At 52.5% G+C, this 12,581-nt stretch carries 13 protein-coding genes; 8 read left to right on the forward strand and 5 right to left on the reverse strand.

Annotation, left to right across the window (positions count from 1 at the left end; translation table 11 throughout):
- Positions 1-81: 81 nt before the first annotated feature.
- Entirely contained in the window at positions 82-1,242 is a 1,161-nt protein-coding gene (gene yhbH, locus NST44_RS11990; RefSeq protein ID WP_340899575.1) for a sporulation protein YhbH, read from the reverse strand.
- 175 nt (positions 1,243-1,417) lie between these two features.
- Positions 1,418-1,837 carry a hypothetical protein gene (locus NST44_RS11995; protein WP_028403841.1) on the reverse strand — a complete coding sequence of 140 codons (420 nt, stop codon included), beginning with the start codon at positions 1,835-1,837 and terminating at the stop codon, positions 1,418-1,420.
- Positions 1,838-2,048: 211 nt separating this feature from the next.
- On the opposite strand from NST44_RS11995, the gene NST44_RS12000 reads away from it, so the two are divergent.
- Complete coding sequence (locus NST44_RS12000; RefSeq protein ID WP_028403842.1) at positions 2,049-2,429, forward strand: DUF423 domain-containing protein; 381 nt, start codon at positions 2,049-2,051, stop codon at positions 2,427-2,429.
- Between the two features lie 96 nt (positions 2,430-2,525).
- Here the strand turns inward: NST44_RS12000 and NST44_RS12005 are convergent, their stop codons facing one another.
- Positions 2,526-3,077 carry a hypothetical protein gene (locus NST44_RS12005; protein WP_028403843.1) on the reverse strand — a complete coding sequence of 184 codons (552 nt, stop codon included), beginning with the start codon at positions 3,075-3,077 and terminating at the stop codon, positions 2,526-2,528.
- A 235-nt stretch (positions 3,078-3,312) separates the two neighbouring features.
- On the opposite strand from NST44_RS12005, the gene NST44_RS12010 reads away from it, so the two are divergent.
- Complete coding sequence (locus tag NST44_RS12010) at positions 3,313-3,615, forward strand: YunC family protein (RefSeq protein ID WP_028403844.1); 303 nt, start codon at positions 3,313-3,315, stop codon at positions 3,613-3,615.
- A gap of 134 nt (positions 3,616-3,749) precedes the next feature.
- Here NST44_RS12010 and mtnA read toward each other — a convergent pair whose 3' ends face one another.
- Positions 3,750-4,829, reverse strand: coding sequence for an S-methyl-5-thioribose-1-phosphate isomerase (gene mtnA / locus NST44_RS12015; RefSeq protein WP_028403845.1), 1,080 nt, complete (start codon positions 4,827-4,829; stop codon positions 3,750-3,752).
- Positions 4,826-6,049 carry an S-methyl-5-thioribose kinase gene (gene mtnK / locus NST44_RS12020; protein WP_213613679.1) on the reverse strand — a complete coding sequence of 408 codons (1,224 nt, stop codon included), beginning with the start codon at positions 6,047-6,049 and terminating at the stop codon, positions 4,826-4,828. Before mtnK ends, mtnA begins: the two co-directional genes overlap by 4 nt.
- Before the next feature lie 314 nt (positions 6,050-6,363).
- Here mtnK and NST44_RS12025 point away from each other — a divergent pair, with 314 nt between their 5' ends.
- The 6 genes from NST44_RS12025 (at position 6,364) to sufB (ending at position 12,563) form a co-directional block, all read left to right on the forward strand.
- Positions 6,364-6,840, forward strand: a complete 477-nt coding sequence (locus NST44_RS12025) for a Dps family protein (protein ID WP_007127361.1) — start codon at positions 6,364-6,366, stop codon at positions 6,838-6,840.
- A 554-nt stretch (positions 6,841-7,394) separates the two neighbouring features.
- Positions 7,395-8,177, forward strand: a complete 783-nt coding sequence (gene sufC / locus NST44_RS12030) for a Fe-S cluster assembly ATPase SufC (protein ID WP_007127362.1) — start codon at positions 7,395-7,397, stop codon at positions 8,175-8,177.
- 22 nt (positions 8,178-8,199) lie between these two features.
- A complete protein-coding gene (sufD, locus tag NST44_RS12035) occupies positions 8,200-9,504 on the forward strand; it encodes a Fe-S cluster assembly protein SufD (RefSeq protein WP_144868274.1) in 1,305 nt (434 codons plus the stop codon).
- On the forward strand, positions 9,501-10,721 hold the full coding sequence (locus NST44_RS12040; RefSeq protein ID WP_144868272.1) for a SufS family cysteine desulfurase: 1,221 nt from the start codon (positions 9,501-9,503) through the stop codon (positions 10,719-10,721). The genes sufD and NST44_RS12040 overlap by 4 nt, the downstream gene beginning before the upstream one ends.
- Positions 10,711-11,130 (forward strand): Fe-S cluster assembly sulfur transfer protein SufU, encoded by a 420-nt coding sequence (gene sufU, locus NST44_RS12045; protein ID WP_007127365.1) that lies wholly within the window; start codon positions 10,711-10,713, stop codon positions 11,128-11,130. Before NST44_RS12040 ends, sufU begins: the two co-directional genes overlap by 11 nt.
- Before the next feature lie 35 nt (positions 11,131-11,165).
- Positions 11,166-12,563: a Fe-S cluster assembly protein SufB gene (sufB, locus tag NST44_RS12050; protein WP_077567779.1), complete on the forward strand. Its 1,398-nt coding sequence runs from the start codon at positions 11,166-11,168 to the stop codon at positions 12,561-12,563.
- The last annotated feature ends 18 nt before the right edge of the window (positions 12,564-12,581 follow it).

The raw sequence follows: 12,581 nt of genomic DNA on the forward strand, positions 1-12,581 counted from the left end.
CATAAGAAAGAGGAGGCAGTACCTCCTCCGTTTGCGATGAATCCCATTTTCAAAAGGTTATTTTTCTCGCGGGGCGAACAGCTACACAGTAGCTCCTTCCCGTTTCCGGAAAAATGTCTTCAGCGCCTCGTACACCTCGCCCTTATCCTTAATGACATGATACATAAACTGGTCCAGCTTAATGTTCTTGTAAGCGGACATCAGCGTACTGCTTCGGTTGTATTGGTTGACCTCGCCGTATCCGAACATATTGCTTACCTTCAGCAGCTCGCCGATCAGCTTGACGCATCGTTCGTTATCGGAGGTGAGGTTGTCGCCGTCCGAGAAATGAAAAGGGTAGATGTTGTAGTTGGCAGGAGGATACCGGTTATGGATGATGTCGAGTGCCTTCTGGTAAGCCGATGAACAGATCGTGCCCCCGCTTTCGCCCCGGGTGAAGAACTCCTCCTCGGTCACTTCCTTCGCTTCGGTATGGTGGGCGATAAATACGATTTCCACCTTTTCGTACTGCCTGCGGAGAAAGCGGGTCATCCAGAAGAAGAAGCTTCGCGCGCAGTACTTCTCGAAGGAGCCCATACTGCCTGACGTATCCATCATGGCGATAATAACGGCATTTGATTCAGGGACAACCGTATCGTCCCATGTTTTGTAGCGGAGATCGTCGGGGCTGATGCCATGGATGCCGGGCTTGCCGTCTCTGGCGTTGCGCCGCAGATTTTCAAGAATGGTCCGCTTCTTGTCGATGTTGGACATGATGCCTTTCTTGCGGATATCGTTAAAGACGATGGATTGCGTCTCGATCTGCTCCTTGTCTTTGGGCTGAAGATGCGGGAGCTCGAGCTCCTCGAACAGCATGTTCTCCAATTCCTCCAAGCTGACCTCGGTTTCCACAATATCATAGCCCGCCTGATCGCCGGCCGATTCCCCTTTACCGGGCTGGGCGGAGGCAGGGTCGCGTCCGAGAACGTCACCGACCTTGCTGTCTCCGTCTCCTTGACCGACATGCTTCTGTTTCTGGTAATTATAGATGAACCGATATTCGTCAAGACTGCGGATCGGAACTTTAATGATCTGCTTGCCGTCGGACATAATAATATTTTCCTCGGTGATGAGGTCGGGCAGGTTGCGCTTGATCACTTCGCGGATTTTATGCTGGTGGCGAACCTGATCCTGGTAGCCTTTGCGGTGCAGCGACCAGTCTTCGCGGGATACGACGAACGAGTGTGCATCTTTGCTTTGCATGGACAGTCACCTCCCAAGTTGGCGTTGACACTGCTGCCTTCATTCGGCTGTAGTATTTCATTATATTCGGAAGAAAGAGCGATATGTGAGTGCGAATCGGTGCAAGCCATGAAAAAGACATCTTCCCGCCGATTCGGCGAACAAGATGTCTTCGCGATGGGTTAGGCATATGCGATTATCCGTTCAATACGAAGAGGAATAATGCTCCTATCGTTAGTACGACGACGCCGTTTACGATCGTAGCGATGACCGCAACGGTGCGCTTGCGGATTTTGGAGAAGCACCCAACGATCCCGAGAATGAGTCCGGCCAGATTGATGATCATGACGATGATGAATACTGCGGCCAGCGTAGTCATCGCCTCCACGGTTTCCTGGGTCGGCTGCAGCACGCCAGCCTCGGTGATATACGGCTCGACCATTGTCGTGCCGAGCGCGCCCAGAAAAATATAACCGAGCAGCGTTACGATCGACAGGATGAACGAAGCAATGCCGAAGCGGGAGTGCTTCCGATCCTCGGGAGGGATGAAGGTCGTTGTCGAATGGCTTGAAGCAGGCTTGTCTCCGGAAGGCGACGAGCTAGAATGTTGATCCATGAATACAAATCGCTCCTTACTTGGAATGACTTTCGATATACATGCCGTCCACAGGGAAGCTTGATTAGGCATCCTTATTAATTTTTCACAAAATGTACCTTAAATCAAGTCCAATCCTGCCGCCAACCGGTGGAAAAGCTTCGTATCATCCGGTAAACTTAAGGCATAGCGGGGCGGATAACGCCCGTATGAGAAGAAAGGATTGAAACCAATGCGTCGGACATTTATAGCTTGGGGCTCGGTCTTGATGGCGCTGTCCGTGGCGATCGGAGCTTTCGGAGCGCATATGCTGGAAGGAAAGATTTCGGCAGATGAGCTTGCCGTATATGAAACGGGTGTTCATTATCATATGATTCACGGGATTGCTGTCCTGATCGCGGGCATTCTGGCAGGTGCGCTTGGAGAGTCGCGCAAGCTGTACTGGGCGGGAACGCTCTTTATTGCAGGCGTGATCATTTTTTCAGGCAGCTTGTACGTGCTCAGCATCTCGGGTGCTAAGTGGCTTGGAGCCATTACGCCGATCGGCGGCGTATCGTTCATCGTCGGATGGATTATGCTGCTGTCGGCAGCGTTGTCCCGAAGCAAGGCATAAGAGCATGGCAGACAAGAAGAAACGGCTTCGTCCATCCCAAGGAAAGGGAGAGGGCGGGGCCGTTTCTTTATCTTTCTGCAACCCTATTACAGACGTTCAGCTGACGCTGAACTCGTCAATTTCATTGAGCTTGAACGTATATACCTGCTTCTCGTCGACATGATAGACGTTGACCAGGAAATTGCTCTCATCATAATTCAGAATACGGCACGGGAGGCTGGTTTGTTTGCCGTGGCGATTGGTCGTCAGGCGAACAAGGCGATTATCCTTGCTGTACATTTTAATCCACTCGAAAGGATCTGTTCCTGTTTCGGGAGCCGAAGCCGTGACGGGAGGTTTGCTGGCCGATACGTTCTGCGCTGCAGGCGGGGATGCCGCTTGGGACGGTTTGGTCTTCTCGACAGGGAGAGAAGCGGGAGTCATCTTCTGTGAGGCTTTCGTGATGACGGAAGTTTTCTTGGCTTGGACCAATGTATTGATGATTTCACCAAGCTCCATGCCGGATTTGATCCGGAAATCGACGACTTCGGATTTGCCGTTCAGCATTTCAAGCAAATATTGTAAAGCCAGTGCGTTGGAGGGGCTTTTAACCAAAATATCAACGTTAAATAAAAAGCCGTGGTCCTCGATGTCAGGGTTTGTGTTCATAGCTTTTATCATTCACCAGCTTTCATATGTTTCTACTGAATCAAATATACCATAATTTTGAGATTTTCATAGTCCTAATGTCACACGCTCGTACATGATTATCTTCGCTTTAATAGACATTTGCACAAATTCCGCTGAGATGAACGTCTCAGGCAGCGAAAGGGCCTTTCGCACCATGTCGGCAATAAAAGAATAAACATAATTCTAGACCTGATGTGAGAGGGGGTTAAGCCGATTGGTTACGCTGCTGCCGATTGACATTGAAGGACACACCGTCATGGGGGTCGAGGTTAAGCTGCCAAAGACGACGCTGCTGGCCGTCTATACTTCCCGCGGTTATATTATGTGCGGCGCGCTGGATGTCGGTCTGCTGAACGATAAGCTTGCGGACCGGAAGATCATTGCAGGGAGAGCCGTAGGCGTGCGAACATTGGAACAGCTTCTGGAGGCACCTCTGGAATCGGTGACGCTGGAGGCGGAGAAATGGGGCATCCATCCGGGACTGCAAGGCAAAGATGCAATTCTTCGGATGTTGTAATGGTGTTTTATGCAGCAAGGTGATTTCGTAAATGAAAGCTCTCCTTTCCCAGGGCATCGAGAGTGTCAGGATCGTAACATAAAAAACGGACACCGATCATCGTGGTGTCCGTTTTGTTAGTGATTAAGCTGCAGCTATTCGAACAGCTTCTTCAAATTTTCGTGATATGGCGCCTGTACAACGCCCTTCTCGGTAATGATCGCGGTGACGTATTCGTGCGGCGTTACGTCGAAGGCCGGGTTATACACCTTTACGCCTTGCGGAGCCGTGCGCTTGCCGAAGCCCTCGGTGATTTCCTCCGCCGGTCGCTCCTCGATCGGAATATCGGCGCCGGTAGGCGTCTCCAGATCAATCGTAGATAACGGGCAGGCTACATAGAACGGGATGCCGTGCGCCTTCGCCAGAACGGCTACGCCATAAGTGCCGATCTTGTTGGCGACATCGCCGTTCGCGGCGACGCGGTCCGTTCCGACGATAACCGCCTGCACCCACCCCTTGGACATGACCATGGCAGCCATGTTGTCCGCCAAGAGGGTTACGTCGATGCCGGCCTGCTGCAGCTCGAAGGCGGTCAGCCGCGCGCCTTGCAGCACGGGACGGGTCTCGTCCGCGAACACCTTGATCTTCATGCCCTGCTCATGGGCAAGGTACATCGGCGCCAGCGCGGTACCGTATTTGGCCGTTGCCAAGCCGCCTGCGTTGCAATGCGTAAGGATGCCCATGCCGTCTTTGAAGAACGGCAGCGCGTTCTCGCCGATTCGGCGGCAAACATCCTCGTCCTCCGCGCGAATGGCTTCTGCTTCTGCCAGGAATGCCGCATTCAGCCCGCTGATATCGAGGCCGTCCGCAGCGAGCTTGGCCGCGGCAAGCTTCATCCGGTCCAGCGCCCAGAATAGGTTGACGGCTGTCGGTCTGGAGGTGGCCAGGTATTCGCTCGTCTTGACAACCTGCTCGAGCCATCCGCCGGCATCGCTGCCTTCATAACGGAGTCCTCCAAGCACAGTTCCGAAGGCGGCCGCGATGCCGATCGCCGGCGCGCCCCGAACCTTCATGGAATGAATGCCTTCCCAGACTTCCTCGGGGGTATAGAGCTTCAGATAGACGATTTCTTCGGGCAGAAGCCGCTGGTCTAACAATACCAGGTGGTCTCCGCCCCAATATACGGAGCTTAGCGGTTCATGGGTGGTGGAATTATCGGTGGTCATACCGCTCATATCGATACCTCATTTCCTTGGGATGCTTGTTCGACCAATGTTACGATATCATCAATGGATTGAATGGAGCGGTGGTGCCGCACCAGGCTCTTGCCGATTGCCAATGCTTTACGCTGAGCCGCTTCCCTGCCCTTGTCGCCCGGGATCGTGTCGATATCGGCCACGTGAGACAGGCCTACGATGCGCCGTATCATTTTGCAGCCGGCAAATCCGGCGGTATCCTTTAGAATCTGGGAAATGTAATAATCCTGATAGCCTGCCGTACGGGACATCTCGTCTTGCAGACCTTCATTCCAGAGCAGGCGGAAACCGCTCTCGAAATGCGTCCATACGCCCCGCGCCATCTCAATAAGTCTTGCTTCACGGGCAGCCCGTGTCTGCTCATCCGAGGACCATCCGATCTGCGACGCATAGTTGAGCAGCAGATTGCCGATGACCGCGCCGATATCGAATCCCATAGGCCCGAAGAAGGCGAATTCCGGGTCGATGACCTTGGTCGAATCCGCCTTGACGAAGATGCTTCCTGTATGAAGATCCCCGTGAAGCAGCGCCTGCGCCTGCGTCAAAAACTTATGGCGAAGCAGCGTGACTTCGAAGTGAAGCTCCGTATCGGAACGAAGCGCCTCCGCCTCATCCTCGATCGCCTCGGAATAATTGTTGTTGTCCGATTTCCGGTAAGGATCCTCGAAGATCAGATCCTCGGTGATTTTGCATAAATCGGGATTCACGAACTGGCCGGCAAGCACCTTCTTCTCCTGCTGATTCATCCCGAGATCCGACGTGTAGAAGAGCGTTCTCGCCAAAAACTCCCCGATATGCTCGGCGAATTTCGGATAGGCTTGGCCTTCGATGAGCCCTCTGCGCATAATCGTATATTCGCTCAGATCCTCCATCACGGTATAGGCAAGCTCATCGGAATATCCGTAGACCTCAGGTACAAGTTCCGGGCAGATCTTATGCTCGGTCTCTAAGGCCAATCGCTCGATTCGCGCACGGTCCAGAGACAGCGGCCACGATTCGCCGACGACCTTTGCATAAGGAACGGCCTGCTTGATAATGATACTATCAGCCGTATTTTTGGCGGTGACGTGAAACACCAGATTCAGATTGCCGTCGCCGATTTCCCGGCACTCCAGCTCGGCATGCTCCGGGAACCGGCCCGGGATACTTCTTGCTAACTGTATAGCTTCCTCTGCGCTCAGCGGATGATATGCAGACATGGATGGTCACCCCCAAATATAATAGAAGAAAACTTAAAGCCAACTTTTTTGCTTGGTATTACCTAGTATAACGGTTTTTCGCGAATTTTGTATAATTTTTTGGACGGCTGCGGAATATGCGAAAGGAGTATGATTCGCATATCGAATCAAGGGGTAAACTACAAATAGACGCCCAAGCGCAGATTTGTGCTCCTATATAATTGAAGGATTACGTGAAAGGCGGCATGCCTTGCAGCAGAAGGATGCCGACGGCTGACGGCCGTTCCTTTGCGTGCCACAGGGTGCATTATATATAGAAAAGGAAGGGATTAACCATGGCAAAAACATCGTCTAGCAAATCCGCAGGAAAAACGAAAAGCTCCTCGCTGGAGCAGCTGTTGAACCAGCAGGTTGCAAACTTTAACGTGCTCTATGTGAAGCTTCATAATTACCATTGGTACGTTACCGGGCAGCAGTTCTATTCCCTTCATGTGAAGTTTGAAGAACTGTATAATGAAATTACGCTGAAAATGGACGAGGTTGCAGAGCGGCTTCTTGCCCTCAAGGGCAAGCCGGCGGCAACCATGAAAGAATATCTGGACCTGGCAACCGTGCAGGAAGCATCCGGCAATGAGGATACGAAGGGCATGGTGCAGGCGCTGATCGAGGATTTTGCCACGGTTTCGGAAGAGCTTGCAGAAGGGATCGAAATGGCCGAGGAAGCAGGCGACGCCCCGACGGCGGATATGTTCACGGGCTTTAAGGCCGACCTTGAGAAGCATATGTGGATGCTGCGCTCTTTCTTGGGATAAAGAGGCTGTTTCATAGGATGAAGTTTAGTTCACCTGTTCTTCATGGCATAAAGAAGGATCGTAATCGATCGCCAATCGCATCACAAGCTTCATGCTGTTAGACTTGTACCGTCCGGCGACGAGCGTTTGTGAAAGCCGTCGCCGGGTGCTGTGGCGTTTAACGCATGCAGCATCTCGATGGCAGCTAGCCATGAACAGGGAACAACAAGCAGGTTTGACCGCCGATGGGTCAGGCCTGCTTTTTAATTGTTGATGGGAAGTGCTGGTTATTGGTGCCCTTAGTTTCGGTTATGCTACAGGATAATCGGAGGTTATGACGATCAGGTGTTGTTTTGATGAAGGGGAAGTCTGCCGCTTAGCCGTAAAAGGCTTGTCCGGTTGAAATGCATCCTGTTTTATTATAAAATGGCTTGAGAATCAGTGAGAATCAGTTTAGAATAATTATAAATAAATAATCACTTTTCTTTCTTGCTTCTTTTTATGAAATCAGGGCGTACAATCCTGTTATCATATAGGACCATAATACACTACCTATTCAACGGAGGGAATCTAATATGTCAACAAAGTTTGTCATTGAAGGATTGAAAGCACAAATCGAAGGGAAGGAAATTCTTAAGGGGATCAACCTTGAGATGAAAGGCGGCGAAGTTCACGCCATCATGGGACCTAACGGTACAGGTAAGAGTACCCTCGCTTCCGCTTTGATGGGTCACCCTAAATATGAAGTAACGGAAGGTACGGTTCTTCTGAACGATGAAGACCTGCTCGAGATGGAGGTTGACGAGCGTGCACGCGCCGGATTGTTCCTCGCCATGCAGTATCCAAGCGAAATTGCCGGAGTAACGAACTCCGACTTCCTGCGCAGCTCCATCAATGCACGCCGCGGCGAAGGCAATGAAATCTCGCTGATCAAGTTTATCCGTCAGATGGAAGGCAAGATGAAGGAGCTTGAGATGAACCCAGAGTTCGCTCACCGCTACTTGAACGAAGGCTTCTCCGGCGGCGAGAAGAAGCGTAACGAAATTCTGCAGATGATGATGCTCGAGCCGAAAATTGTCGTGCTTGACGAAATCGACTCCGGTCTCGATATCGATGCTTTGAGAATCGTGGCAAACGGCGTGAACGCCATGAAATCGGAAGAGCGCGGTTTCTTGATTATTACCCACTATCAGCGCTTGCTTAACTATATTACTCCTGATTACGTACACGTTATGATGCAAGGACGCATCGTGAAATCCGGCGGTCCTGAGCTGGCCGAGAAGCTGGAAGCCGAAGGTTACGACTGGATCAAGGAAGAGCTGGGAATTACCGATGAAACTGTAGGTCAAGACGCGTAAATTGACGGGAGGAGGAAACGATATGACTACACAAACCATTCTTCCGGTCAACGCTGAGGCTTTGAAGGCATTGTCCGAAAGTAAACAGGAACCGGCCTGGCTGACAGAGAGCCGTCTGGCTTCTCTGGAACTGGCTGGCCAGTTGGAATTGCCAAAGCTGGAGAAGCAGCGCATCGAGCGCTGGAACATCCAAAGCTATGGCGAATATAAAGAAAGCAGCAAGCTAGCTTCCTTTGAAGAATTGCCAGAGCATGTTGCGAAGCTTGTCGAAGGCTCCCGTGAGGGCGGCTTGATCATTCAGCGCAACTCAGGCACGGTCCATGTAAGCCTCGCTCCTGAGCTTGCAGCGAAAGGCGTGATTTTCACCGATCTGCAAACCGCGGTTAAAGAGCACGAGGATTTGGTGAAGCCTTACCTGCATCAAGCGGTTAAGCGGGATGAACACGCAATGGCGGCTTTGCATGCGGCGGTGTGGAACGGCGGGGTATTCCTGTATGTTCCGAAAAATGTCGAAGTCGACGTTCCAATGCAGGCTGTGCTGCTGGCAGACGACGCCGGTGCAACCTTTGCTCCGCATATTCTCGTCGTTGCCGAAGCGAACAGCATGGTCACTTATGTCGATAACTACGTGTCCGATGCGTTGAACGCTTCTGTGACCCATAACGGAGCGGTGGAAGTGTTCGTTAAAAACGGCGCCAAGGTCCGCTATGCATCAGTGCATCAGCTGGCTGCTGAAGCAACGGACGTCACGTATCGCCGCGCGGTCGTCGAGAACGACGGCTCCATCGAATGGATTGTCGGAGAGATGAACGACGGGGATACGGCAAGCGATACGATGAGCGTTCTTAAGGGCAACGGTTCGACATCCGATGCGAAGGTCATCGCGGTCGGCTCCGGCTCCCAGAAGATCAATTACACCACCCAAGCGAAGCATTTCGGCAAGAGCTCGGCGTCCCAGATGATTACCCGCGCGGTCATGCGCGAAGAAGCGCAAGCGATCATTAACGGGATTACGAAGATCGAGAAGGGTGCAACGAAGGCTGACGGTCAGCAAACCGAACGGGTGCTGATGCTTAGCCCGAAAGCGCGCGGCGACGCCAACCCGATTCTGCTCATCGATGAGGATGACGTAACTGCAGGTCATGCTGCATCCGTCGGTCAAGTGAACCAGGAGCAGATTTACTACCTCATGTCCCGCGGAATTTCACGCACGGTGGCGGAATCGCTCATCATTTACGGTTTCCTCGCTCCGGTCGTCAGCGAAATCCCGCTGGAGGGACTTCGTGACCAGCTGCAGGGGCTCGTTGAAAGGAAGCTGGGACAATGATTGCCCGGATTCGAGAGCAATTTCCCATCCTCCATCAGGAGATCAACGGACATCCGCTGGTCTATCTCGACAATGCGGCGACTTCACAGAAGCCGAAGGTCGTAATAGACGCCGTCAAGCGGTATTATGAATGGGAGAACTCCAACGTCCACCGCGGGGTTCACACGCTCGGCAGCCGTGCGACGGACGCCTATGAAGGAGCACGGGAGAAGGTCGCCCGTTTCATTAATGCCGAAAGCTCCGAGCAAATTATTTTCACGCGCGGCACGACGACGGCGCTGAACCTGGTTGCCTCGTCTTATGCACGCTCCGTATGCGGTCCCGGCGATGAAATCGTCCTGACCGAAATGGAGCATCACAGCAATCTCATTCCGTGGCAGCAGGTGGCCATCGCCACCGGCGCTACGCTGAAATATATTCCGCTGCAGCCTGACGGCACGATTCGCGTCGAGGATGTCGAGGCGTTGGTCACAGACCGTACGAAGCTGGTAGCGATCGCTTATGTCTCCAATGTCATGGGCGTGATCCATCCTGTGAAGCAAATAGCCGAAATCGCTCACCGTCACGGTGCCGTCATCGTTGTAGACGGTGCGCAGAGCACTCCGCACATGAAGGTGGATGTTCAGGATATAGGCTGCGATTTCTATGCCTTGTCCGGACACAAGATGTGTGCTCCAACCGGCATCGGGGCGCTCTACGGCAAGAAGGCGCTGCTGGAGGCAATGGAGCCGATCGAGTTTGGCGGCGAAATGATCAACGATGTCGGCTTGTATGAGTCGACGTGGAAGGAGCTCCCTTGGAAGTTTGAAGGGGGAACGCCGATCATTGCCGGGGCTGTCGGTCTTGGCGCAGCCATCGATTTCCTTCAGGAGATCGGCATGGATGCCATCGAGCAGCATGAAGAGAAGCTCGCTGCTTATGCGATGAATCGTTTGTCCGAGCTTGAGGGCGTGACGATTTACGGCCCGCGCGAGCGCAAGGTCGGGATCGTTACCTTTAATCTCGGCGATATTCATCCGCATGATGTGGCAACCGTTCTTGATGCGCAGGGCATCGCGATCCGGGCAGGCCATCACTGCTGTCAACCGCTGATGCGCTGGCTGAAAGTATCTTCTACGGCACGCGCAAGCTTTTATCTGTATAATACAGAAGAGGACGTTGATCGGTTAGTTAGCGCCTTAATCCAGACAAAGGAGTATTTTGGCGATGCAACTTGATGATTTATACAGACGTGTCATCATGGATCATTATAAAAATCCCCGCAACCGCGGAAAGTTCGAGGACGACGCGGTAACGGTCGATTTGAACAACCCGACGTGCGGAGACCGAATCTCCTTGCAGCTGAAAGTTGAGAACGGGGTCGTGGCTGATGCCAAATATACGGGGGAAGGCTGCTCCATCAGCATGTCTTCCGCCTCGATGATGACGGACGCCGTAAAAGGCAAATCGCTCGAAGAGGCGCTGAGCCTGGCGGACCGGTTCTCCTCCCTCATGCAGGGCGAGGACGTTGAATTCGAAGAGTACGAGGATATTGAAGCCCTATCCGGTGTTAACAAGTTTCCTGCCCGCATTAAGTGTGCAACACTCGCGTGGAACGCACTCCGAAAAGGAATAGACGCGAAGTAAGCGAATGACAATAGATCGATAGGGAGGTAAGTCAAATGGCTAAAAAGGCACCCGAATTAGAAGAGTATAAATATGGTTTCCGTGACGAGCACAAAGCCGTTTTTCAAACTGGTAAAGGATTGACCCGCGAGGTCGTTACGGAAATTTCCAAAATCAAGAATGAGCCGGAGTGGATGCTGGAATTCCGCCTGAAGGCGCTGGAGCAGTTCGAGAAGATGCCGATGCCTCGTTGGGGCGGCGATCTCGATGAGCTGGATTTCAACGACATCCAGTACTATGTAAGACCGTCCGAGAAGCAAGGGAAGACTTGGGAGGAGGTTCCAGCCGAAATTAAGGAAACCTTCGACAAGCTCGGGATCCCGGAAGCGGAGCAGAAGTTCCTTGCAGGCGTATCGGCGCAGTACGAATCCGAAGTGGTATACCACAACATGCAGAAGGACCTTGAAGATCAAGGCGTTATCTTTATGGACACGGATACCGCTCTGAAAGAGCATCCGGAAATCTTTAGAGAATACTTCGCAACAGTCGTTCCGCCGGCAGATAATAAATTTGCCGCGCTGAACAGCGCGGTATGGTCCGGCGGAAGCTTCATCTATGTTCCGAAGGGCGTGCAATGTGAAATTCCGCTGCAGGCGTACTTCCGTATCAACTCCGAGAACATGGGTCAGTTCGAGCGTACGCTGATCATTGCCGACGAAGGCAGCTTCGTGCATTATGTCGAAGGCTGTACGGCTCCGATCTACAGCACGAACTCGCTTCATAGCGCAGTTGTCGAGATTATCTGCAAGAAGGATGCACGTGTTCGCTACACGACAATCCAGAACTGGGCGCCGAACATCTACAACCTGGTGACCAAGCGCGCGGTTGCGGAAGAGAATGCAACGATGGAATGGGTCGACGGCAACATCGGCTCCAAGCTGACCATGAAATACCCTGCCGTTGTCTTGAAAGGACGCGGCGCCAAAGGCATGGTGCTCTCCATCGCGGTTGCAGGCAAAGGCCAGCACCAGGATGCAGGTGCGAAGATGCTTCACTTGGCTCCGGACACCACTTCAACGATCGTATCGAAATCGATCAGTAAGCACGGCGGTAAAGTAACCTACCGCGGTCTGGCATCGTTCGGCCGCAACGCCGAAGGCGCGAAGGCGAATATCAAGTGCGATACGCTGATTCTCGATAATGAGTCGACATCCGATACGATTCCATACAACGAGATCAAGAACGACAACATTACGCTAGAGCATGAGGCGACGGTATCCAAGGTATCCGAGGATCAGCTGTTCTACCTTATGAGCCGTGGTCTTACCGAGGACGAAGCTACTCAGATGATCGTTATGGGCTTCATTGAGCCGTTCACGAAAGAACTGCCAATGGAGTATGCGGTCGAAATGAACCGCCTCATCAAGTTCGAAATGGAAGGCTCCATCGGTTAATAACTTCCAAGCAGGATT

Origin of the sequence: Paenibacillus sp. FSL W8-0919 (assembly GCF_038003785.1) — a bacterium.
GTDB classification, from domain to species: Bacteria; Bacillota; Bacilli; order Paenibacillales; family Paenibacillaceae; genus Paenibacillus_AQ; species Paenibacillus_AQ lactis.